Consider the following 22,929-nt stretch of genomic DNA (forward strand, 5'->3'; position numbering starts at 1 on the left):
CCTGATGATCGACTTCGCCCTCGAAGCGCAGCGCAATGGCGGACTGTCGCCTGAGGAAGCAATCTTCAAGGCCTGTATCACGCGGTTCCGGCCGATCATCATGACCACCCTCGCCGCCCTGCTCGGCGCCCTGCCGTTGATGCTCGGCTATGGCACCGGCGCCGAGTTGCGTCAGCCCCTGGGAATCGCGGTGGTCGGCGGCTTGCTGGTGAGCCAGGCGCTGACGCTGTTCACCACGCCGGTCATATACTTGTGGCTGGAACGGTTATTTCATAGGCCCAAACCTTCGCCAGTACCGGCGCTGGCGAGCACAGACTGAGGCGGGGTCATGCGCGTTCTGATTATCGAAGACGAGGAAAAAACCGCGGACTATCTGCACCGCGGCCTGACGGAACAGGGTTTCACCGTGGATCTGGCCCGCGATGGTGTGGAAGGCCTGCATCTGGCGCTGGAGAGCGACTACGCGGTGATCGTCCTCGACGTGATGCTGCCGGGCCTCGACGGCTTTGGTGTGTTGCGCGCCCTGCGTGCGCGCAAGCAAACCCCGGTGATCATGCTCACCGCCCGCGAGCGTGTGGAAGATCGCATCAAGGGCCTGCGTGAAGGCGCCGATGACTATCTGGGCAAACCGTTTTCCTTCCTTGAACTGGTGGCGCGCCTGCAAGCGCTGACCCGGCGCAGCGGCGGTCATGAACCGGTGCAGGTGAGCATCGCCGACCTGTGGATAGATTTGATCAGCCGCAAGGCCACCCGCGCCGGTACACGCCTGGACCTGACCGCCAAGGAGTTCTCGCTGCTCAGCGTGCTGGCCCGGCGCCAGGGCGAAATCCTTTCGAAAACCGCCATTGCCGAAATGGTCTGGGACATCAATTTCGACAGCGACGCCAACGTGGTCGAAGTCGCGATCAAACGCCTGCGAGCCAAGCTCGACGGGCCGTTCGAAGAGAAACTGCTGCACACCATTCGCGGCATGGGTTATGTGCTGGAGAGCCGTGGTGTCCAGTAACTCGATCGCCCTGCGTTTAAGCGGAATGTTCACGCTGGTGGCGCTTTTGGTGTTCCTGCTGATCGGCTGGGCGCTGTACCAACAGGTCGACAAAGGCCTGGGCCTGTTGCCCGAGGCCGAACTGGATGCGCGCTACAGCGTGCTCCAATCCACGGTCGGCCGATACGGCACGCCCGAGCATTGGGTGAAGATCAACAACAAGCTCAATCTGCTGAGTGAAGAAGACAAGCGCATCAGTTTCTGGATCATCAGCGGCGATCCGCACTACGAATACGGCAACCTGACCCCGCAGATCCGCGCCTTTGCCCAAGGGCCGCTGGGCACCCGCGACATGCATCTGCCGGATCACCCCTATCCGCTGAAAGTGCTGGTCAGTGAGTTCCCGGCCAAGGACCAGCGCCCACCGCTGCGCTTCATGATCGCCATCGACACCGAAACATTTTTCCATACCCAGCATCAACTGCTGATCGCGTTGATCAGCCTGGCGATTGCCGGTGTGCTGCTGGCCTCGGCACTGGGTTACTGGGTGGCGCGGATCGGCCTCAAACCGCTGATCAAACTGTCCCAGGAAGCCCAGCGCCTGGCCCCGCCATTGCGCTCAGGGCGCTTGCGCCTGTCGCCGTTGCCGCCGGAGCTTGATCAATTCGTCAGCTCGTTCAACTCGACCCTGGAACGGGTTGAACAAGCGTACTCGCGCCTTGAATCGTTCAACGCCGACGTCGCCCACGAACTGCGCTCGCCACTGACCAACCTGATCGGCCAGACCCAGGTCGCATTGACCCGCGGACGCTCCGCCGAGCATTACTTCGAAGTACTGCAATCGAACCTCGAAGAGCTTGAGCGACTGCGTTCGATCATCAACGACATGCTGTTCCTCGCCAGCGCCGATCAGGGCAGCAAAGCGACCAAACTCACCTCAACCTCACTGGCCGATGAAGTGGCTACAACCCTGGAGTACCTGGATTTCATTCTCGAGGACGCTCAGGTCCGGGTTGAGGTCAGTGGTGACGCGCAAGTGCGGATCGAGATCGCTCATCTGCGCCGGGCGTTGATCAATCTGCTGAACAACGCGGTGCGACACACCGCGCCCGGGCAGGTGATTCAGGTGCGCATTGAAGCCGCAGAACACCAGGTCAGCATCGGCGTCGCCAACCCCGGTTCGCCGATTGCCCGTGAACACCTGCCACGGCTGTTCGAGCGCTTCTATCGGGTTGATGCTTCGCGCAGCAACAGCGGCCACAATCACGGTTTAGGGCTGGCCATCGTCAAGGCGATTGCGTTGATGCACGGCGGCGATGTGTTCGTGCGCAGTGACCATGGGATGAATACGTTCGGGATTCATCTGCCCGTCTGAATCCCCATTCCCTTGTGGGAGCGAGCTTGCTCGCGATACAGGCGACTCGGTGCAACTTCTGAACCGAGGTGATGCTATCGCGAGCAAGCTCGCTCCCACATTGGTTTCGGGTTGAACACAAGTGTGCGCTCAACCAACTATTGCTGTTGCCGCAACAGTCCTTTCATGAATCCACTCTTTTTCCCCTCGCTCCATATCCTTATCTTTGCCCGCACCAAACAGCACTTGCCAAGCAAGAAGGTTTTAAAGATGTCCAACAGTATGGGTATTGCCAGCGCTTTCGTTTTGTCCTCTTTGTTCCTGTCGCCGTTGACGATGGCGGAAGAGTCGCAGACTTTCGTCGCGCATAACACCGCACGCGCTGCGGCGTTCGAAGAGCATCAGATCGAGATGACCGCCAAGGCTGCGCAAGACGCCCAGGCCGAGAAAGACAGCTGATCTGCACCGATCACTCCCGTTTCCCTTGACACTTTTCATCGGCTCTTCCCTTTGAAAAGTTGTCTGCAAAGCCGCTGCTGTCAGCGGCTTTTTTATTGGCGACTCAACCTTCATTGCAAATTTTGCAACGCAAGTCACTGACGCCCACGTAATTGATCAATCGTTCGCGCAACAGAAACGATTCACTCGGCTGCTACGTTTATGCAACTACGCTTACAACGTCCCTTTAGCAGACGTCAGCCCTATGACCGCAAGCCGCACCCCGCAATTTCAAGGCCCGCCCGGGCGACCCGAGATCATGGTGATCCTCGGTAGCACCCTGACTGTCATCTCGATCCTGTGCATCGTCACTTTCCTGCTGATCCGCGAGCACGCCAATGCCCAGCAGACCGCCACACGCAGCGCGACCACCATTGCGCAACTGATCGATGCCGATGTCCTGCGTACGGTCGAGCTCTATGACCTGACCTTGCAGGGCCTGATCGCCGCCGCCCAACGGGACGACCTGAAACAGGTTTCGCCGCAGATACGTCACCTGGTGCTGTTCGACCGCTCCACAACCGCGCGCTACAAGGGCGACATCCTGCTGCTGGACAAGCACGGCGACGTGCTGGCCGACTCATCGTTGATCGAACCGAAACCGGGCAACTTCGCTGACCGCGATTATTTCCTGGCCCATGTCTTCAATCGCGACTCCGGCATGTTCATCAGCCGTCCGTTCAAGCCGCGCTGCGACTGCGATGACAGCGACGAATGGCGCATCAGTTTCAGCCGACGCATTTCCTCTCCCACGGGTGAGTTTCTGGGGGTCGCGGTGGCGTCGATGCGCATGAGCTACTTCGATCAACTGTTCAACAGCCTCGATATCGGTACCGGCAGTACGCTGGGCATCATCAACGACGAGGGGATTCTCCTGGCGCAGAAGCCGTACCGGGAACAAAACGCCATCGGCAAGAACTTCTCCAGCCGCCCCAACGTCGCACGTATGCTGCAGGAGCGCAGTGGTACCTTCGAAAGCGTGTCGAGTGTCGACCATCAACCGCGCCTGTACACCTTTTCCCGGGTCGGCAATCTGCCGCTTACCGTCATCGTGGCCCTTTCCATCGATGAAGTGTTCGCCACCTGGAACCGCACGGTCTATGTGATCAGCGGTGCGACGGGGGTTTTGTGCATCGGTCTGTTGTGGCTGACCTGGCTGCTCTGCCGCGAGCTGCGACTGCGCCAATATGCCGAGCAGGAATTGGCGCTATTGGCGGCCACCGATGCCTTGACCGGCGTGGCCAACCGTCGATCCCTTGATCAGACCCTGCGCCATGAGTGGTTTCGTGCGCAGCGCAGCGGCAAGCCGTTGTCGTTGCTGATGATCGATGCCGATCACTTCAAGGCCTTCAATGACCGGCACGGGCATCAGGCCGGCGACGACGCCTTGCGGGCATTGGCCGAGGTCATCCGCGCCAGTGTCCATCGCCCGGCAGACCTGGTGGCTCGCTATGGTGGTGAAGAGTTTTCGGTGGTCCTGGCCGAAACTGACAGCGAAGGCGCGCGGCAGATCGCCGAACAAATCCGCGAGGCGGTGCAAAAATTGCCGATGGTGGACGCCGGTGAACCGCCGATGAGCGTGAGTATCGGTATTGCCACCTGGACGGAGGTCAGCGATATCAACCTGGAGCAATTGCTGTTCAGTGCCGACAAGGCGTTGTATCAGGCCAAGGAAGGGGGGCGTAATCGGGTTGTTTGTGCCGAATAGGATTTTCATTGGATGGGCGGCGTTCCGACGATGAGGTCAGCCCAGGCAACACAAAATTCGGGACATAAAAAAAGGCCACCCGAAGGCAGCCTTTAAAAACTAGAGAGGTTTTTTACTTACACGGCCGCAACCGGACGCATGTAAGAGATCGGTGCAGTACTGGCGTCTTCGAACGTCACGACTTCCCAGGCATCTGTCTGCTCAATCAACTTGCGCAGCAGCTGGTTGTTCAGCGCGTGGCCGGACTTGAAGCCCTTGAACTCACCAATCAGGCTATTGCCCAGCAGGTAGAGGTCACCAATTGCATCGAGAATCTTGTGCTTCACGAATTCGTCTTCATAGCGAAGGCCGTCTTCGTTCAGTACGCCATCGGCGTCGACCACAATAGCGTTTTCAACGCTGCCGCCGAGTGCGAGGTTGTGCTTGCGCAGGTACTCGATGTCACTCATGAAACCAAAGGTACGGGCGCGGCTGACTTCTTTTACAAACGAAGTGCTGGAAAAATCCACGCTTGCACTTTGTGTGCGGTCACGGAAAACCGGGTGATCGAAATCGATCTCGAAGCTCACCTTGAACCCTTCGAAAGGGACGAAAGTGGCGCGCTTGTCGCCGTCTTCCACTGTCACTTCACGCAGGATGCGGATGAACTTCTTGGCGGCGTCCTGTTCTTCCAGGCCAGCCGATTGAATCAGGAATACGAAAGGTCCAGCGCTACCATCCATGATCGGGACTTCGGACGCGGAGAGCTCGACGTAGGCGTTATCGATGCCCAGGCCTGCCATGGCCGAGAGCAGGTGCTCTACCGTGTCCACTTTGACGTCACCATTAACGAGCGTGGTCGACATAGTGGTTTCACCAACGTTTTCCGCGCGGGCAGGAATCTGCACCACGGGGTCGAGGTCGGCGCGACAAAACACAATGCCGGTATCGACAGGCGCTGGCTTGAGGGTCAGGTAGACCTTCTCCCCGGAGTGCAGGCCGACACCTGTGGCACGGATAATATTCTTCAGGGTGCGTTGTTTAATCATGGCATGGGCCGCTTCAGCGCAAATTGCGAACTGGTATCAACAAAGGCTGGCGATGATAGCAGACCAGACCTTTGCTGAACACCAATCACCCTAATACCCCTGATACATTTCATCAATCGGCCTGACGACGCAGGAATGCCGGGATGTCCAGGTAGTCCAGGTCATCTTGCGGATTCATCTTCGCGGCAGCCGCAGCACCGGCCTGGGCCTGGTTGCGCATGACGGTCGGACGGTCCAGGTCACGGTAGTTCACCGCTGGAGCTTCCTGACGAACAGGGGCCTGTTGTTGTGGCTGTGTGGACATCGAAGTGTGGACGGTGTTGTCGATGACCTTCACAGGCTTCTCGATTTTAGCGCCCAGTCCTGTGGCAACAACAGTCACGTGCAGCTCGTCGCGCATGTCCGGATCGATAACGGTACCGACCTTGACCATCGCGTGCTCGGAAGCGAAGGCTTCGATGATGCTACCCACATCGGAGTACTCACCCAGGGACAGGTCAGGACCGGCGGTGATGTTCACCAGGATGCCGCGCGCACCTTGCAGGTTCACGTCTTCCAGCAACGGGTTGCGAATGGCCGCTTCGGTGGCCTCACGTGCACGGTTCGGACCGCTGGCGCAGCCAGTGCCCATCATCGCCATGCCCATTTCGCTCATCACGGTACGTACGTCGGCAAAGTCGACGTTGATCATGCCCGGACGCTTGATGATGTCGGAGATACCGCGAACGGCACCGGCCAGTACATCGTCAGCCTTGGCGAAAGCCGACAGCAGGCTGGCGTCTTTACCGAGGATGGTCAGCAGCTTCTCGTTGGGAATAGTGATCAACGAGTCGACGCTTTCAGACAGCAGACGAATACCTTCGTCGGCGATCTGCATGCGCTTGCGGCCTTCGAACGGGAACGGACGAGTCACCACCGCAACGGTGAGGATCCCCATTTCCTTGGCCACTTCAGCAATGATTGGCGCAGCACCGGTACCGGTACCACCGCCCATGCCCGTGGTGATGAACACCATATTGGTGCCCTGGAGGACTTCGGCAATGCGCTCACGATCTTCGAGAGCGGCCTGACGACCTACTTCAGGGTTGGCGCCAGCGCCGAGACCTTTGGTCACGCCGGTGCCCAGTTGCAGGATGGTCCGCGCGCCGATGCTTTTCAGCGCTTGAGCATCGGTGTTGGCGCAGATGAACTCGACGCCTTCGATGTTGCTCTTGACCATGTGGTTGACAGCGTTGCCGCCGCCACCGCCGACACCGATAACTTTGATTACCGGGCTTGCGGGGATGTTGTCTACGAGTTCGAACATTTTCCCTCTCCTTTACATTCTCTAGTTTTTTCGCCTACTGCGTGCTTCGGTGTAACGGTGTAACGGTAAATCTTCAGAAATTGCCCTGGACCCACTTCTTCAGGCGGTCCAGCAGCGGAGCCTGTGGCTCTTCGTTGCTGTAGCTGTCGCGGCTGCCGATGCCCGAGAACGAGATGCCGTCGGACTGCTTCTGCAGGCCGTACATCAACAGGCCGACGCCGGTGGAATAGATCGGGTTGCGCACCACGTCATCCAGACCTTTCACGCCGTGAGGCACGCCCAGGCGCACCGGCATGTGGAAGATTTCCTCGGCCAGTTCGGTAGCGCCTTCCATCTTCGATGTACCGCCGGTCAGCACGATGCCGGCCGGGATCAGGTCTTCGTAGCCGCTGCGGCGCAGTTCGGCCTGGATCAGCGTGAACAGTTCGTCGTAGCGCGGCTCGACCACTTCGGCCAGGGCCTGGCGGGACAGCTCGCGTGGTGGACGGTCGCCAACACTTGGCACCTTGATGGTTTCACCGGCACCGGCCAGCTTGGCCAGGGCGCAGGCGTAGCGGATCTTGATTTCTTCGGCGTACTGGGTCGGAGTGCGCAACGCCATGGCGATGTCGTTGGTCACCTGGTCGCCGGCAATCGGGATTACCGCGGTGTGGCGGATCGCGCCTTCGGTGAAGATCGCGATGTCGGTGGTGCCGCCGCCGATGTCCACCAGGCACACGCCCAGCTCTTTCTCGTCATCGGTCAGTACCGAATACGCGGAAGCCAGCTGTTCGAGAATGATGTCGTCGATTTCCAGGCCACAACGACGCACGCATTTTTCAATGTTCTGTGCGGCATTGACGGCGCAGGTGACCACGTGGACCTTGGCTTCCAGACGCACGCCGGACATGCCCAGTGGCTCGCGGACGCCTTCCTGGTTATCGATCACGTAATCCTGCGGCAGGGTATGCAGCACTCGCTGGTCAGCCGGGATCGCCACGGCCTGGGCCGCGTCGAGTACACGCTCAAGGTCCGCCGAGCTGACTTCGCGATCACGAATCGCCACGATGCCGTGGGAGTTCAGGCTGCGGATGTGATTGCCGGCCACGCCGACGAACGCCGAGTGAATCCGGCAACCCGCCATCAGCTGCGCTTCTTCGATGGCGCGCTGGATCGATTGCACGGTGGACTCGATGTTCACCACCACGCCTTTTTTCAGGCCACGGGACGGATGGGTACCGATCCCGACGATTTCCAGCGTGCCGTCGTCCGCGACCTCGCCCACCAGCGCCACCACCTTGGAGGTGCCGATATCGAGACCGACGATCATTTTGCCGCTTTGCACGTTTGCCATGGGTCCTGCCTCTTCTTAATTCTTCGCGACAGCGGGTTGGGCTGCCGTGGGCGCTACAGGTTCCCGCCAGCCAACAGCGAGGCCGTTGGCGTAGCGCAGATCGATGCGCGCAATGTTCGTAATCTGTTCTTTGAGCGTCTTGTCATAGATGGCGATGAAACGGCGCATCTTTTCCACCTGGTTGCCGCGTCCCAGCAGCAGTTCGATCCCGGGACCCGCGCTGCCGGGGCCGGTGGTCAGGAACCAGCTGCCGCGATCACGCAGTTCCAGGCGTGCAATCGAGAAGCCCAGCGGCCTGAGCATCTGGCTCAACACCTGGTATTGCTGCATCACTTGCTGTTGAGCCCGCTGCGGGCCGAACAGCTGAGGCAAGTGTTCGTAGTTCGCCAGCTCGCGCGGAGTGAACGCCTGCCCCTGGTTGTTCAACAGCGATTCGTCGCCCCAACGGGCCACCGGCAGTTGTTCTTCCAGGCGGATCACCACTTGATCCGGCCACACCCTGCGCACTTCGGCGTGGGCAATCCATGGCATCGTTTCCAGCTCGGTGCGCATGCTCGCCAGGTCGATAGTGAAGAAGCTCGACGCCACGTAAGGGGCGATCCGCTGCTGCACTGCTTGCTGGCTGATGTAACTCAAGTCGCCCTGCACATTGATTCTGGTGATCGGCCGGTCGGCATACGGCAACAGCCGTGTCGCGCCTTCGTAAGTACCGAACCCCAAAGCCACCAGCACTACCGGCCAGAACAACGCTTTGAGAAAACCGAAGTTGGCTTTCGGCAGGCGCGCGGACATCGGCTCTTTGGCCACCATTCGGCTGGCACCCCGCGGCACCGGCTTGCGGCCGGTCGGTGCGGTGGGCTGATGTCTGAGCTGAGCGCCTTGCATGGCCTTAACCTCTCGTCGACTCTTGGTTACCGGCAGTGTTGCCGGCAACGCTCTCGGCCAGAATGGYCAGAACCAGTTGCTGGAAATCCAGACCGGCGGCACGGGCCGCCATCGGCACCAGGCTGTGATCGGTCATGCCCGGTGCGGTGTTGACTTCCAGGAACCAAAACTGCCCTTCGGCGTCCTGCATCACGTCTGCCCTGCCCCAACCGGCGATACCCAGCGCTTCACAGGCTTTCGCCGTGAGGTCCATGAGTTCCTTTTCCTTGGCGCTGTCCAGACCGCACGGAATGCGGTACTGGGTATCGTTGGCGATGTACTTGGCGTCGTAGTCGTAGAAGCTGTGCGTCGTGCCCAGGGCAATCGGTGGCAACACCTGGTCACGCAGGGTGGCGATGGTGAACTCCGGACCGTGAATCCATTGCTCGACCAGCACTTGCGAATCGTAGGTACTGGCCGCTTTCCATGCGTCGATCAATTCGGACGCGGAACTCACTTTGGCCATACCGATACTTGAACCTTCATGGGCCGGTTTGACGATCAAAGGGAAGCCCAGTTCCGTCGCCGCCGAAATACAATCGGCTTCGCTGCTCAGTACCGCGTGACGTGGGGTCGGAATGCCCAGGCTGTGCCAGACCTGCTTGGTGCGCAGTTTGTCCATGGCCAGGGCCGAAGCCAGGATGCCGCTGCCGGTGTACGGAATGCCCAGGCATTCGAGCAGGCCCTGCATGCTGCCGTCTTCACCGCCACGACCGTGGAGGATGATGAAGGCGCGGTCGATCTTTTCGTTGAGCRGTCGCTGCAGCAGGTCATCGCCCACGTCGAGGCCGAACGCGTCCACACCGGCGCTTTGCAGTGCGTCCAGAACGGCGTTACCCGACTTCAGGGAGACCTCACGCTCGGCACTCTTGCCGCCGAACAGCACGGCGACGCGGCCGAAGTCTTTCGGCGCGATCGTGGAGACCAGGTTGGCGTAGGCAGCAGTCATTTCAACTTCCCCTTCTCCGGCGCGGCAACGGCACCGGCGAACAACTCGCTTTTCAACAGTTTTGGTGCGAGACCGCCGATATCGCCGGCGCCCTGGCACAGCAGGATGTCGCCGGCGCGCAGCAGCGGCTTGACCACTGGTGCGAGGTCGACGCCACGCTCGATGTAGATCGGGTCGAGCTGGCCACGCTGACGGATGCTGTTGCACAGCTTGCGGCTGTCGGCGCCCGGAATCGGCTCTTCGCCGGCCGGGTAGACTTCCATCAGCAGCAGTACGTTGGCGTCAGCCAGCACATTGACGAAATCGTCGTACAGGTCACGGGTGCGGCTGTAACGGTGCGGCTGGTAGACCATCACCAGGCGGCGCTCCGGCCAGCCACCGCGCACGGCCTTGATCACGGCCGCGACTTCGGTCGGGTGGTGACCGTAGTCGTCGACCAGCATCACATTGCCGCCGTCTACCGGCAGTTCGCCGTAGACCTGGAAGCGTCGGCCGACACCCTGGAACCCGGACAGGCCCTGGACGATGGCTTCATCGCTGACGCCTTCGTCGGTGGCGATGCAGATGGTCGCAAGGGCGTTCAATACGTTGTGGTTGCCCGGCATGTTCACCGAAACATCCAGTGGCTCGCGGTCGGGACGCAGTACGGTGAAGAAGGTCTGCATGCCTTGCTGGCGCACATTGATGGCGCGCACGTCGCAGTCTTCGCCGAAGCCGTAGGTAACGGTCGGACGCTTGACCTGCGGGAGGATTTCACGCACCACCGGGTCGTCCAGGCACACCACCGCCAGACCGTAGAACGGCAGGTTGTGCAGGAATTCGACGAAGGTTTTCTTCAGCTTGTTGAAGTCACCGTCGTAGGTCGCCATGTGATCGGCGTCGATGTTGGTGACCACGGCCACCAGCGGCTGCAAGTGCAGGAAGCTCGCATCGCTTTCGTCGGCCTCGGCGATCAGGTAACGGCTGGTGCCGAGCTGGGCATTGGTGCCCGCGGCATTCAGGCGGCCACCGATCACGAACGTCGGGTCCAGGCCACCGGCCGCGAACACCGAAGCGATCAGGCTGGTGGTTGTGGTTTTGCCGTGGGTACCGGCAACGGCGATGCCGTGGCGATAGCGCATCAGCTCCGCCAGCATCTCTGCACGCGGCACCACCGGAATACGACGTTCCAGTGCGGTTGCGACTTCCGGGTTGGACGTGTTCACGGCGCTCGACACCACCAGCACGTCGGCGGCAGCGGCGTTCTCGGCGCGGTGGCCGATGAAGATCTGCGCCCCGAAGGACTCCAGACGCTCGGTCACCGGCGAAGCCTTCAGGTCGGAACCGGACACTTCATAGCCCAGGTTCAACAACACTTCAGCAATCCCGCACATGCCCACACCGCCGATACCGACGAAGTGGATGCGGCGGATGCGGCGCATTTCCGGTTGCGGCATGGCTTTCTGATTCTCAACCATGGGCCACCTCCAGGCAGCTATCGACCACGTTACGGGTGGCATCGGGTTTGGCCAGGCGGCGTGCCGCGGTAGCCATTTCGTTGAGTCGTTGTGGTTGCATCAGGACCTCTGTCAGGCGAGCGGCAAGATCCGCTGCGCCAGTCGTTCTTTGCGGCATCAGGAAGGCTGCGCCTTCACGGGCCAAATATTCGGCGTTGCGGGTCTGGTGATCGTCGATGGCATGAGGCAAAGGCACCAGCATCGAGGGCAGACCGGCGGCGGCCAGTTCACTGATGGTCAGCGCGCCTGCGCGACATACCACCAGGTCGGCCCAGCTGTAGGCTTGGGCCATGTCTTTGATGAAGGGCTGCACCTGCGCCTCGACGCCAGCCGCGCGATAGCGCTCTGCAGTCACTTCATCGTGGTTTTTGCCGGCCTGATGGAACACTTCCGGACGCAGATCAGCAGCGACTTGCGACAGGGCTTCAGGCAGCAACTTGTTCAACGGCTCTGCGCCCAGGCTTCCGCCCAGGATCAGCAAACGCGCCTTGCGACCGGTCAGGGCAGGTCGCGATGTCTCGAGGAACAGCTCGGTGCGCACCGGATTACCGGTGGTCCGGCGGCTGCCCGACAGGGTAAAGGTGTCGGGGAACGCTTCACAGACTCGGGCGGCCAACGGCACCAGCAACCGATTGGCGGTACCGGCCACGGCGTTCTGCTCGTGAACGATCACCGGCACGCCGGCTAGTTTGGCCGCGACACCGCCAGGGCCGGTCACAAAACCACCAAAACCCACGACACAGACCGGTTGCAGACGGCGAATGATCGCCCGCGCCTGCCAGACCGACTTGAACAACATGAACGGTGCCTTGAGCAGGGACAATTTGCCCTTGCCGCGCAGACCGCTGGCGTTGATCCGATGCAGCTCGATACCGGCCGCCGGCACCAGGTCGTTCTCGATGCCACGCGGGGTGCCGAGCCAGTGCACGGTATAACCGCGCGCCTGGAATTCGCGAGCGCAGGCCAGCGCCGGGAACACGTGGCCACCGGTGCCGCCGGCCATGATCATGACGTTAGCGCCCATGGTTCGACTCCTCGGCGAAGTCGCTCTCATGGAACTCCATCTCTTCACTGCCCAGATGGGTTCGACTTTCCCACTCGATGCGCAGCAACAAGCCGAGACAGGCGCAGCAAATCACCAACGAGCTGCCGCCGTAACTGAGGAACGGCAGGGTCAGTCCCTTGGTCGGCAGCAGGCCGACGTTCACGCCGATATTGATCAGGAATTGACCAATCCACAGGAACGACAAGCCGTAGGCGACATAAGCAGCAAAAAACTGCTTGGCCTTCTCGGCCCACAAACCGATGTACATGCCACGAATACACACGAAGACGAACAGTGCCACGGTGCACAGCGAACCCACCGCGCCCAGTTCTTCGGCCAGGACCGAGAATACGAAGTCAGTGTGGGCTTCCGGCAGGTAGAACTGTTTCTGCACGCTGTTGCCCAGGCCAACGCCCAGCCATTCGCCGCGACCGAAAGCGATCAATGCCTGGGACAACTGATAGCCGGCGCCGAACTGGTCAGCCCACGGATCGGCAAAGTTGGTCAGACGCGCCATTCGATACGGCTGCATTTGAATCAACAGCACCACCGCACCGACGGCCAGCACCACCATCAGGGAAAAACGGAACAGCCCGACGCCGCCAAGGAACAGCATCGCCGCCGCGGCACCCATCATCACGACGGTGGCACCGAAGTCCGGCTCCATCAGCAGCAGGCCCGCCATCGGCAGCAGCACGATGAACGGCTTGAAAAAGCCCATCCAGCTTTCACGCACTTCTTTCTGGCGACGCACCAGATAGCCGGCGAGGTAGATCACCACGAACACCTTGGCGATCTCGGAAGGCTGGACGTTGAAGAAACTGAAGCCGATCCAGCGCATCGAGCCGTTAACCTCACGGCCGATCCCCGGAACGATCACCATCACCAGCAAGCCGAATGCACCCAGCAGCATCAACCAGCCCAGGCGTTGCCAGGTGGCAATCGGGATCATCATGGTGACGATGCAGGCCCCCAGACCCAGCACCACGTAAATAAGGTGGCGAATCATGTAATACAGGGCGCTGCCAGACTGCACTGCCGCCACTTCGGTCGATGCCGAGGCAATCATGATCAGCCCAAGGCCGAGCAGCGTCAGGCAACCGGCGAGCATCGGGAAATCGAGGTCAATACCGCGTCCGGTGATGATCGGCGAAGGGTATGGCTTGATGATGTCTCTCAGGCTCATGCCAGATCCTCCACGGCTTGGACGAACTGGTGACCGCGGTCTTCGTAGTTCTTGAACATGTCGAAACTGGCGCAGGCTGGCGACAACAGCACCACGTCGCCCGGCTGGGCTGCGGCGCGGCATTGCTCGACGGCTTCGACCAGGGAGCCGGCGCGGATCAGCGGTACGGCGTCGCCGATGGCCTCACCGATCTTGTCGGAATCGCGGCCCATCAGCACCACGGCGCGGCAGTTGGCCGCCACCGGATCGCGCAGGTCCTTGAATTCGGCACCCTTGCCGTCGCCACCGGCGATCAGCACGACTTTACCGTCGATGTCTGCGCCCAAACCTTCGATGGCCGCCAGTGCGGCGCCGACGTTGGTGGCTTTGGAATCGTTGTAATAGCCCACGCCGTCGAGGTCACGGACCCATTGGCAGCKATGTTCGAGACCGGCGAAGGTGCGCAGGCTCGACAACATGGCATCGAACGGCAGGCCAACCGCATGGCCCAGCGCCAGGGCTGCCAGGGCGTTGGACTGGTTGTGGGCACCGCGAATCTTCAACTCGCGCACCGGCATCAGGTTCTGGAACTCGAAGGCCAGGTATTTCTCGCCGTCTTCTTCACGGATACCGAAGGCTTTGAAATCGGGTTTGCTCAGACCGAAGGTCCAGCACGGCTGGCCCTCGCCCATCAACGGGCGACTCAGGGCATCCTGGCGATTGACCACGAACTGCCTGGCGCCCCGGAAGATCCGGTGCTTGGCCAGGTGATAGGCCGGCAGACCGCTGTAACGGTCCATGTGGTCTTCGCTGATATTGAGCACGGTCGCCACTTCGGCGTTGAGCTGATCGGTGGTTTCCAACTGGAAACTCGACAKTTCCATCACGTACAACTCGATGTCGTCGCTGAGCAAGTCCAACGCCGGGGTACCGAGATTGCCGCCGACGGCGACACGCTTACCTGCCGCAGCCGCCATTTCGCCGACCAGGGTGGTGACAGTGCTTTTCGCGTTGGAACCGCTGATGGCCACGATCGGCGCCTTCGCGTTACGCGCGAACAGTTCGATGTCGCCGGACAATTTCACGCCACGAGCGGCGGCTGCCTGCAGGGCCGGGGTCGCCAGCGCCAGACCGGGGCTGACGTAGAGTTCGTCGGCACGGCACAGGAACTCGACGTCCAGTTCGCCACAACGCACTTCCACGTGCGGATAGTCACGCTTGAGCGTGGCCAGTTCCGGTGGATTTTCCCGCGTATCGGCCACGGCAAACGCCACGCCCCGGTTCGCCAGGAAGCGAACCAGGGACATGCCGCTCTTGCCGAGGCCGACAACGATGCGGAAGTGGTCAGAAGCGATCAGAGACACGAGTTTCTACCTCAGCTTCAGGGTGGCAAGGCCGACCAGCACGAGAATCACGGTGATGATCCAGAAACGGACGATCACGCGCGGCTCGGGCCAGCCCTTGAGTTCAAAGTGGTGGTGAATCGGTGCCATGCGGAATACGCGGCGACCGGTCAGTTTAAAAGAGGCGACCTGAATGACGACTGACAGGGTTTCCATCACGAACACGCCGCCCATGATGAACAGGACGATTTCCTGACGGACGATCACCGCGATGGTGCCCAGAGCCGCGCCCAGCGCCAGTGCACCGACGTCACCCATGAAGACTTGTGCCGGATAGGTGTTGAACCAGAGGAAGCCCAGGCCTGCTCCGATCAGTGCGCCACAGAACACGATCAATTCACCGGCGCCCGGTACATAAGGAATCAGCAGGTATTCGGCGAATTTCACGTTACCCGACAGGTAGCAGAAAATGCCCAGGCCGCCGCCCACCATCACCGTCGGCATGATCGCCAGGCCGTCGAGGCCGTCGGTCAGGTTGACCGCGTTGCTCGAACCGACGATCACAAAATAGGTCAGGACAATGAAGCCGGCGCCCAACGGAATGCTGTAGTCCTTGAGCATCGGCAGAATCAGCGTGGTTTCTACCGGAGTGGCGGCGGTCACATACAGGAAGATCGCCGCGCCCAGGCCAAATACCGACTGCCAGAAATACTTCCAGCGGCTTGGCAGGCCGCGGGAGTTTTTCTCGATGACCTTGCGGTAGTCGTCGACCCAGCCGATTGCGCCGAACAGCAGGGTCACCAGCAGTACGACCCAGACATAGCGGTTGCTCAGGTCAGCCCAAAGCAGGGTGCTGACGCCGATAGACGACAGAATCAGCGCGCCGCCCATGGTCGGGGTACCCGACTTCGACAGGTGCGACTGCGGGCCGTCGTTGCGAACGGATTGACCGATCTGACGGTTCTGCAACGTGCGGATCATCCACGGGCCATAGCACAGCGACAAGACCAGCGCGGTCAGCACACCGAGAATCCCGCGCAGGGTCAGGTACTGGAAGACCGCGAAGCCTTTGTAGAACTGTTGCAGATACTCCGCTAGCAGCAGCAGCATTAATGTTTCTCCAGACTGGACCCGCACAAGGCGGCGACGACGTTTTCCATCGCAGCGCTGCGCGACCCCTTGATCAAAATGGTGGTGTTTGTGTCTTGTTCGGCGCCCAGGGCCTTGATCAGCTCAGCCTGCGTGCTGAAGTGAAAAGCCTGTGGACCGAAGGCGTTGACGGCGTGAACCATCATTGGCCCGACGGCGTACAGCGCAGAAACCTTGCCACGGGCGTATTCGCCCACGTCGCGGTGCCCCTGCTCCGCCCAATCGCCCAACTCGCCGATATCCCCGAGCACCAGAACGGTGCGGCCGGAAAAGCCGGCGAGTATATCAACGGCAGCGCACATGGAGGTGGGATTGGCGTTGTAAGTGTCATCGATCACGCGCATGCCATTGCTGGCCAATTGCGCAACGGTGCGCCCCTTGACCGGTTGCACCGCGCCAAGGCCGGCGGCGATACCGGACAGCGACACACCCAGGGCATGGGCGGCAGCGGCGGCGGCCATGGCATTGGCAACGTTGTGGGTGCCGAGCAGGTTCAGTTGAACGCGCGCCACACCTTCAGGGCTGTGCAGGTTGAACGCCGGGCAGCCGCGAGCATCGGTGGCCAGGTCACTGGCATGGAAATCGGCGCTGGCGTTGCTCAACGCAAACGTCAGCACTTTGCGGTCACCRGCGCGCGCCTTCCAGATACCGAATGCCTTGTCGTCAAGATTGAGAACGGCGACGCCATCGGCATCCAGCCCTTCGATAATCTCGCCCTTGGCTTCGACGATTTTTTCCGGACCACCGAACTCGCCGACGTGGGCGGTCCCGGCGTTATTGAGAACGGCCACATGGGGTTTGGTCATGCTCACGGTGTAGGCAATTTCGCCCAGGCGCGAGGCACCCAGCTCGATCACCGCAGCGGTATGTTCCGGCGCCAGTTCGAGCAGGGTCAACGGAACGCCGAGGTCGTTATTCAGGTTGCCACGGGTCGCCAGCACCGCACCGCGCGTGCGCAGGATGCTCGCAAGCATTTCCTTGACCGTGGTCTTGCCACTGGAACCGGTAATGGCCGCGACCGGATGGGTGTAGGCGGCGCGACTCAGCGCGCCTAACTGGCCAAGGGCCTGGCGGGTGTCGCTGACCAGCAATTGCGGCAGCGTGCTGTCGGCGACTTCACGCTCGACCAGCGCGGCCACGGCGCCCTTGGCCGCGACTTCATTCAGATAATCATGACCATCGAAGCGCGGACCGGCCAACGCGATAAACAGTTGACCGGGTTTGATCGCACGGCTGTCGATGCTGACGCCGTCGAAGCTGGCATCGGCAGACACCAGGCGAGCATTCAGCGCACCGGTCAGTTCACTCAGTCTCAAGGCCTTAAGCATGGGCCACCTCCCACGCGGTCAAGGCATGATCGGCCTCGACCAGATCGGAAAAGGCATGGCGTTCGCCGTTGATTTCCTGATAGTCCTCGTGACCTTTACCGGCCAGGACAATCACGTCATCCACCGAGGCACTGGCGATCAGCCGGGCAATCGCCTGACCACGACCGGCAACGAACTCCACTTTATCCACAGCCGTGAAACCGGCACGGATGTCATCGAAAATCACTGCAGGGTCTTCAGTACGCGGGTTGTCGTCGGTGACCAGTACGCCATCGGCCAGGCGCTCGACCACCTCGGCCATCAATGGACGCTTGCCGCGATCGCGGTCGCCGCCACAGCCGAACAGGCACAGCAACCGGCCCTTGGCGTGTGGACGCAGGGCCAGCAGTACTTTTTCCAGGGCATCCGGGGTGTGGGCGTAATCGACCACCACCAGCGGCTGCGAACCACCGCCCAGACGCTGCATGCGCCCGGCAGGGCCTTCAAGCTGCGGCAGCACCTTGAGGATTTCGTCCAGGGCGTAATCCAGACCGAGCAACGCGCCGACAGCCGCCAGGACATTGCTCAGGTTGAAGCGACCGAGCAAGGTGCTGCGCAAGTGGTGCTCGCCCTGTGGCGTGACCAGCGTGGCGCGCACGCCTTCGTCGTCGAATTGCGCCTGGCGGCAATACAGATAAGCGCTGGAATCTTCCAGGCTATAGGTGATCAACCGCGACTCGAGCTTGTCGGCGGCCAGTTGCCGACCAAATGCGTCGTCGAGGTTGACCACGCGGCATTTCAAGTCATTCCAGGCAAACAGCTTGCCCTTGGCTTCGCCGTAAGCCTGCATGGTGCCGTGGTAATCCAGGTGATCGCGGGACAGGTTGGTCATCACCGCCACATCGAAGGCCAGTGCAGTCACGCGGCCCTGGTCCAGGCCATGGGAAGACACTTCCATCGCCACGGCTTTGGCCCCAGCCTTCTTCAGGTCCGCCAGGGTCGCTTGCACGGCAATCGGGTTTGGCGTGGTGTGCAGGCCGCTTTCCAGCGCTCCGTAGAAACCGCAACCGAGTGTACCGACCAGGCCGCAGTGCTGGCCGAGCAGGTCCAGTGCCTGGGCGACCAATTGCGTCACGCTGGTCTTGCCGTTGGTACCGGTTACGCCCACCAGGTTCAGGTGATGGCTCGGCTCGCCATAAAAACGCCCGGCGATGTCCGACAGCTGAGCCGCCAGGCCCTTGACCGGAATCAGCGGCACTTCAGTGATCGGCAGGACCGTGGCGCCTTCTACTTCATAGGCCACCGCGGCAGCACCGCGCTGCAAGGCGTCGGCAATATGTGCGCGCCCATCGAATTTCCCGCCCGGCACGGCAAGGAACAGATCGCCCGCGCGCACATTGCGGCTGTCCAGGGCGAGCTCGCGAATCAGCAGATCGTGGCCGGCGTGAGGGAAAATCTTGTTCAGGCTCAGGGACATCAGCCGCGCCCTCCATTGGCTTTCAGCGGAACGACCGGTGTTGCGTTCGCTTGTTGAGTAGGTGGCAGGTTGTCCGGCGTAATGTTCATCAGGCGCAGGGTGCCCGACATCACGCGGCTGAACACCGGCGCGGAAACCAGGCCACCGAAGTAACCGGCCTTGGTCGGCTCGTCGATCACCACCACGATGGCGTAACGCGGATCGCTCATCGGGCCGAAGCCGGCGAACAGCGAACGGTAGGAGTTTTCGGCGTAACCCTTGGTACCGACCGAGGTTTTACGCGCAGTACCCGACTTGCCGCCCACGTGATACGCCGGCACTTGTGCACGGAATACGCCGCGCGGGGCTTCGATCACTTGTTGCAGCATGCCTTGCATGGTTTTCGCGACCGCCTCCGGCAACACCTGGGTGGTTTGCGGTGCCTTGTCGGTCTTGATCAAGGTCAGCGGTGCGAGGCGACCGTTGTTGGCCAGGGCCGAGAAAGCGTGAACCAGCTGGATTGCGGTCACGGAGATACCGTAGCCGTAGGACAGCGTGGCGGTTTCTGCCTTGCGCCACTCGCGGTAGTTCGGCAGGTTGCCGACGCGCTCGCCCGGGAAGCCCAGGCCGGTGTCCTGGCCGAGGCCGACTTTCTGCGCGAGACGGAAAATGGTTTCGCCGCCAATGTCGAAGGCAACCTTGCTCATGCCGACGTTACTGGAGTTGATCAGGATGCCGGTCAGGTCGAGCACCGGGCCTTCGGTCTTGGATACGTCCTTGATGGTGTACTTGCCAATCTGCAAGGAGCCCGGATACACCTCGACGGTGTCGCTCGGTTTCCAGCGGCCGGTTTCGATCGCAGCGCTCATCGAAATCGCTTTCATGGTCGAACCCGGCTCGAACACGTCGATCATCGCGCGGTTGCGCATCATCGCCGGTTGCAGGTTGCGACGGTTGTTCGGGTTGTAGGTCGGCTGGTTGACCATCGCGAGAATCTCGCCGGTCTTCACGTCCATGATCACCAGGCTGCCGGCCTTGGCGCCGTTCTCGATGATCGCGTTGCGCAATTCGCGGTTGGCCAGGTATTGCAGGCGCAGGTCAATGGACAACGCCAAGGGCTTGCCGGCCTTGGCGTTTTTGGTGACCTGGACATCCTTGATCAGCCGGCCGCGCCGGTCCTTGATCACCTGACGCTTGCCAGGGACCCCGGCCAGCCATTCGTCGTAGGCCAGTTCGACGCCTTCACGACCGTGATCGTCGATGTCGGTAAACCCGACCATATGGGCGGTGACTTCGCCGGCAGGATAAAACCGCCKGAACTCTTCGATGCCGTAGACACCTGGCACCTTCAGGTCGAGCACGGCCTGGCCCTGCTCAGGCGTCAGCCCGCGCACCAGGTAAATGAACTCCTTGTTGGCCTGGGCTTCGAGACGTTCGGCCAGGGCTTTCGGGTCCTGCCCCAAGGCAGCCGCCAGTGCTGGCCACTTCTCTTTGGCCGTTTGCATTTCCTTGGCATTGGCCCAAAGGGTGGTGACCGGAGTACTCACGGCCAAGGGCTCGCCGTTACGGTCGGTGATCAGACCACGGTGGGCCGGAATCGGAATATGACGAACACTGCGGGCATCGCCCTGACCTTTAAGGAAGGCACGGTCGACCACTTGCAAATCGATGATGCGCCAGGCAATTGCAACCACCATGATGCCGAGCAAACCCAGCACCACGCGGAACCGCCAAGGAAAGAGTGCACCTTCGAGTTTCATCATGGCGCCACCATCTTCACGTCAGCGGCACCGGGAATGTGCATTTTCAGTTGTTCGGTGGCCAGCACTTCGATACGGCTGTGAGCGGTCCAGGTGCTCTGCTCCAGAATCAACCGGCCCCACTCGGCTTGCGCCTTGTCGCGCACGCTCAACTCGTTGTACAGCGAATTCAATAGCTGACGGTTCCAGTGGGCGCTGTAGGACACGCCGATGGCCGAAATGAGCACGCCGACAAACAGCAGCAGCATGAAGAAGCTTCCGCCGGGCAATGGCTTGGCGAAAAGCTTGCTCACCGCAGCTTCTCCGCCACACGCATGACAGCGCTACGGGAACGTGGGTTGGCTTTGAGTTCGGCGTCGGAGGCCGTCTGCGCTTTGCCATGGACTTTGATTTTCGGTTCGAAGGCGACATGCCGAACCGGCAGGTTGCGCGGCAGGTTGTCGGCTTCGCCTTTGACCAGCTTGCGCATGAACAGTTTGACGATACGGTCTTCCAGCGAATGGAAGCTGATCACCACCAGGCGACCGCCCACTTCCAGGCATTCCAGCGCGGCTTCGAGGCCGGTTTCCAGATCACCCAGTTCGTTGTTGACGTGAATACGCAAGCCCTGGAACGCACGGGTTGCAGGGTTCTTGCCCTTTTCCCACGCCGGGTTGGCGACTTTCAGGACTTCTGCCAGGTCACCGGTGCGTTCGAATGGCTTGATGTCGCGGCGCTCGGCCACGGCACGGGCCATGCGGCCGGAAAAACGCTCTTCGCCATATTCCTTGAACACCCGGGCGATTTCTTCCACGGGCGCGGTGTTGACGAATTCGGCAGCGCTGATTCCGCGGGACGGATCCATGCGCATGTCCAGCGGACCATCGTTGAGGAAGCTGAAACCGCGCTCAGGGTCGTCGAGCTGTGGCGAAGACACGCCCAGATCCAGCAGAACGCCGCTGACCTTGCCGGCCAGACCGCGCTCGGCGACTTCCGAACCGAGCTCGGCAAAGCTGCGCTGCACAACGACAAAGCGGCCGTCTTCGGCCGCTAGCGTCTGCCCTGTGGCAATCGCTTGTGGATCCTTGTCGAATCCGAGCAACCGACCATCGGGACCGAGCTGACTGAGGATCAACCGGCTGTGTCCGCCGCGCCCGAACGTGCCGTCCAGATAGCAGCCATCAGGACGTACGGCGAGAGCCTCGACGGCTTCGTCAAGCAGTACGGTGATGTGGTTAAAGCCGCTATCAATAGTCACAGGATCAAATCACGCAGTTCATCAGGCATAGCGCCCGGTTGTTGAATGGCAGCCAGGTCAGCGGCAGAAACCGCGTTCCAGGCATCCTCGTCCCACAATTGGAACTTGTTCAGTTGGCCTACCAACATCGCGCGCTTATCCAACCTGGCATATTCACGAAGACGCGGCGGAACCAGAAAACGACCACTGCCATCGAGCTCGAGGTCGACGGCATTACCAATCAGTAAACGTTGCAGGCGACGGTTCTCTTCGCGAAGCGAAGGCAGTGCGCGCAGTTTGGTTTCAATAATTTCCCACTCATCGAGGGGGTAAACACACAAACATGGATCAACGGCATCAATCGTGACGATCAACTGCCCGGAACTGCGCGAATCGAGCTCGTCGCGGTACCGGCTCGGCATGGCGAGACGGCCCTTTGCATCGAGACTGATAGCGTTGGCTCCGCGAAACACGTCAGCGTTTCTCCAAATTCTAGCGTTTTGAGTTCAAAAAACCCACTTCATGCCACTTTCCGCCACTTACGCACACTATAGGAATGCCCCCACCACACCGTCAAGGCGCGGATTAAAGGAAAATCCTTACAGAACTGAGATTTAGGAGCATTAACGGAGGGGTAACGAAAATCCGGCAGATGATTCCGCCCGATAACTTGAATCAGCACAGAAGGCTGCGTTCGGAAGTTAAAGTGTTTTATTAAGAGTAAGATTTTTTTGGTATTACAAAAGAGGTTCTGCTGACGATTGTGTAAGGAGGGAAACCGGTGCTTCGTGGAGTTTATGCGATCACTACAAGCGCGRGCTAATCGATATCACAAAACCGCTTCTCCTGACGACCGTATAACGAGGAAAACCGGTGCTTCGTGGAGTTTATGCGATCACTACAAACG

General features: G+C 60.7%; 21 protein-coding genes. 5 read left to right on the top strand and 16 right to left on the bottom strand.

Features of this window, described 5'->3' with window-relative positions:
- From ACXRVY_RS04445 to ACXRVY_RS04465, 5 genes are all read left to right on the top strand, one after another.
- Positions 1-319: efflux RND transporter permease subunit (locus ACXRVY_RS04445; protein ID WP_458237060.1), on the top strand; the 319-nt coding region annotated here is incomplete at its 5' end.
- 9 nt (positions 320-328) lie between these two features.
- Positions 329-1,006, top strand: a complete 678-nt coding sequence (locus ACXRVY_RS04450; RefSeq protein WP_056726212.1) for a heavy metal response regulator transcription factor — start codon at positions 329-331, stop codon at positions 1,004-1,006.
- On the top strand, positions 996-2,360 hold the full coding sequence (locus ACXRVY_RS04455; RefSeq protein ID WP_223461228.1) for a heavy metal sensor histidine kinase: 1,365 nt from the start codon (positions 996-998) through the stop codon (positions 2,358-2,360). The genes ACXRVY_RS04450 and ACXRVY_RS04455 overlap by 11 nt, the downstream gene beginning before the upstream one ends.
- 249 nt (positions 2,361-2,609) lie before the next feature.
- Positions 2,610-2,798 carry a hypothetical protein gene (locus tag ACXRVY_RS04460; protein ID WP_223461226.1) on the top strand — a complete coding sequence of 63 codons (189 nt, stop codon included), beginning with the start codon at positions 2,610-2,612 and terminating at the stop codon, positions 2,796-2,798.
- A 244-nt stretch (positions 2,799-3,042) separates the two neighbouring features.
- The gene (locus tag ACXRVY_RS04465) at positions 3,043-4,545 is read left to right on the top strand and encodes a sensor domain-containing diguanylate cyclase (RefSeq protein ID WP_223461224.1); all 1,503 of its coding nucleotides are present in this window, start codon (positions 3,043-3,045) and stop codon (positions 4,543-4,545) included.
- Positions 4,546-4,661: 116 nt separating this feature from the next.
- On the opposite strand, the gene lpxC is transcribed toward ACXRVY_RS04465, so the two are convergent.
- The 16 genes from lpxC to mraZ form a co-directional block, all read right to left on the bottom strand.
- Positions 4,662-5,573, bottom strand: coding sequence for a UDP-3-O-acyl-N-acetylglucosamine deacetylase (gene lpxC / locus ACXRVY_RS04470; protein ID WP_007939852.1), 912 nt, complete (start codon positions 5,571-5,573; stop codon positions 4,662-4,664).
- A 112-nt stretch (positions 5,574-5,685) separates the two neighbouring features.
- Positions 5,686-6,879: a cell division protein FtsZ gene (gene ftsZ / locus ACXRVY_RS04475; protein WP_223461222.1), complete on the bottom strand. Its 1,194-nt coding sequence runs from the start codon at positions 6,877-6,879 to the stop codon at positions 5,686-5,688.
- Between the two features lie 73 nt (positions 6,880-6,952).
- Complete coding sequence (ftsA, locus tag ACXRVY_RS04480) at positions 6,953-8,212, bottom strand: cell division protein FtsA (RefSeq protein WP_007989901.1); 1,260 nt, start codon at positions 8,210-8,212, stop codon at positions 6,953-6,955.
- Positions 8,213-8,227: 15 nt separating this feature from the next.
- Positions 8,228-9,097 (bottom strand): cell division protein FtsQ/DivIB, encoded by an 870-nt coding sequence (locus ACXRVY_RS04485; protein ID WP_223461220.1) that lies wholly within the window; start codon positions 9,095-9,097, stop codon positions 8,228-8,230.
- Positions 9,098-9,101: 4 nt separating this feature from the next.
- A complete protein-coding gene (locus ACXRVY_RS04490; RefSeq protein WP_458237061.1) occupies positions 9,102-10,085 on the bottom strand; it encodes a D-alanine--D-alanine ligase in 984 nt (327 codons plus the stop codon).
- Positions 10,082-11,542, bottom strand: a complete 1,461-nt coding sequence (gene murC, locus ACXRVY_RS04495) for a UDP-N-acetylmuramate--L-alanine ligase (RefSeq protein ID WP_150727953.1) — start codon at positions 11,540-11,542, stop codon at positions 10,082-10,084. Before murC ends, ACXRVY_RS04490 begins: the two co-directional genes overlap by 4 nt.
- The gene (gene murG / locus ACXRVY_RS04500) at positions 11,535-12,605 is read right to left on the bottom strand and encodes an undecaprenyldiphospho-muramoylpentapeptide beta-N-acetylglucosaminyltransferase (RefSeq protein ID WP_223461215.1); all 1,071 of its coding nucleotides are present in this window, start codon (positions 12,603-12,605) and stop codon (positions 11,535-11,537) included. Before murG ends, murC begins: the two co-directional genes overlap by 8 nt.
- Positions 12,595-13,812, bottom strand: coding sequence for a putative lipid II flippase FtsW (gene ftsW, locus ACXRVY_RS04505; RefSeq protein WP_411740705.1), 1,218 nt, complete (start codon positions 13,810-13,812; stop codon positions 12,595-12,597). Before ftsW ends, murG begins: the two co-directional genes overlap by 11 nt.
- Complete coding sequence (murD, locus tag ACXRVY_RS04510) at positions 13,809-15,155, bottom strand: UDP-N-acetylmuramoyl-L-alanine--D-glutamate ligase (RefSeq protein ID WP_458237062.1); 1,347 nt, start codon at positions 15,153-15,155, stop codon at positions 13,809-13,811. The genes ftsW and murD overlap by 4 nt, the downstream gene beginning before the upstream one ends.
- A 6-nt stretch (positions 15,156-15,161) precedes the next feature.
- Positions 15,162-16,244: a phospho-N-acetylmuramoyl-pentapeptide-transferase gene (mraY, locus tag ACXRVY_RS04515; protein ID WP_108214916.1), complete on the bottom strand. Its 1,083-nt coding sequence runs from the start codon at positions 16,242-16,244 to the stop codon at positions 15,162-15,164.
- Entirely contained in the window at positions 16,244-17,611 is a 1,368-nt protein-coding gene (locus ACXRVY_RS04520; RefSeq protein ID WP_223461210.1) for a UDP-N-acetylmuramoyl-tripeptide--D-alanyl-D-alanine ligase, read from the bottom strand. Before ACXRVY_RS04520 ends, mraY begins: the two co-directional genes overlap by 1 nt.
- Positions 17,604-19,067: a UDP-N-acetylmuramoyl-L-alanyl-D-glutamate--2,6-diaminopimelate ligase gene (locus tag ACXRVY_RS04525; protein WP_223461208.1), complete on the bottom strand. Its 1,464-nt coding sequence runs from the start codon at positions 19,065-19,067 to the stop codon at positions 17,604-17,606. Before ACXRVY_RS04525 ends, ACXRVY_RS04520 begins: the two co-directional genes overlap by 8 nt.
- Positions 19,067-20,806: a peptidoglycan D,D-transpeptidase FtsI family protein gene (locus ACXRVY_RS04530; RefSeq protein ID WP_177413221.1), complete on the bottom strand. Its 1,740-nt coding sequence runs from the start codon at positions 20,804-20,806 to the stop codon at positions 19,067-19,069. Before ACXRVY_RS04530 ends, ACXRVY_RS04525 begins: the two co-directional genes overlap by 1 nt.
- Entirely contained in the window at positions 20,806-21,099 is a 294-nt protein-coding gene (gene ftsL, locus ACXRVY_RS04535) for a cell division protein FtsL (RefSeq protein ID WP_057398001.1), read from the bottom strand. Before ftsL ends, ACXRVY_RS04530 begins: the two co-directional genes overlap by 1 nt.
- Positions 21,096-22,043: a 16S rRNA (cytosine(1402)-N(4))-methyltransferase RsmH gene (rsmH, locus tag ACXRVY_RS04540; protein WP_007972589.1), complete on the bottom strand. Its 948-nt coding sequence runs from the start codon at positions 22,041-22,043 to the stop codon at positions 21,096-21,098. The genes ftsL and rsmH overlap by 4 nt, the downstream gene beginning before the upstream one ends.
- Positions 22,040-22,495, bottom strand: coding sequence for a division/cell wall cluster transcriptional repressor MraZ (mraZ, locus tag ACXRVY_RS04545; RefSeq protein ID WP_090286131.1), 456 nt, complete (start codon positions 22,493-22,495; stop codon positions 22,040-22,042). The genes rsmH and mraZ overlap by 4 nt, the downstream gene beginning before the upstream one ends.
- Positions 22,496-22,929: the final 434 nt, after the last annotated feature.

The organism is Pseudomonas sp. P5_A2_2 (assembly GCF_054177685.1).

Bases quoted from the DNA above. Each gene is read 5' to 3' on its own strand.
- ACXRVY_RS04450 (WP_056726212.1), top strand. From the start codon at position 329: ATGCGCGTTCTGATTATCGAAGACGAGGAAAAAACCGCGGACTATCTG.
- ACXRVY_RS04460 (WP_223461226.1), top strand. From the start codon at position 2,610: ATGTCCAACAGTATGGGTATTGCCAGCGCTTTCGTTTTGTCCTCTTTG.
- ACXRVY_RS04465 (WP_223461224.1), top strand. From the start codon at position 3,043: ATGACCGCAAGCCGCACCCCGCAATTTCAAGGCCCGCCCGGGCGACCC.
- lpxC (WP_007939852.1), bottom strand. From the start codon at position 5,573: ATGATTAAACAACGCACCCTGAAGAATATTATCCGTGCCACAGGTGTC.
- ftsZ (WP_223461222.1), bottom strand. From the start codon at position 6,879: ATGTTCGAACTCGTAGACAACATCCCCGCAAGCCCGGTAATCAAAGTT.
- ftsA (WP_007989901.1), bottom strand. From the start codon at position 8,212: ATGGCAAACGTGCAAAGCGGCAAAATGATCGTCGGTCTCGATATCGGC.
- ACXRVY_RS04485 (WP_223461220.1), bottom strand. From the start codon at position 9,097: ATGCAAGGCGCTCAGCTCAGACATCAGCCCACCGCACCGACCGGCCGC.
- murC (WP_150727953.1), bottom strand. From the start codon at position 11,542: ATGGTTGAGAATCAGAAAGCCATGCCGCAACCGGAAATGCGCCGCATC.
- murG (WP_223461215.1), bottom strand. From the start codon at position 12,605: ATGGGCGCTAACGTCATGATCATGGCCGGCGGCACCGGTGGCCACGTG.
- ftsW (WP_411740705.1), bottom strand. From the start codon at position 13,812: ATGAGCCTGAGAGACATCATCAAGCCATACCCTTCGCCGATCATCACC.
- mraY (WP_108214916.1), bottom strand. From the start codon at position 16,244: ATGCTGCTGCTGCTAGCGGAGTATCTGCAACAGTTCTACAAAGGCTTC.
- ACXRVY_RS04525 (WP_223461208.1), bottom strand. From the start codon at position 19,067: ATGTCCCTGAGCCTGAACAAGATTTTCCCTCACGCCGGCCACGATCTG.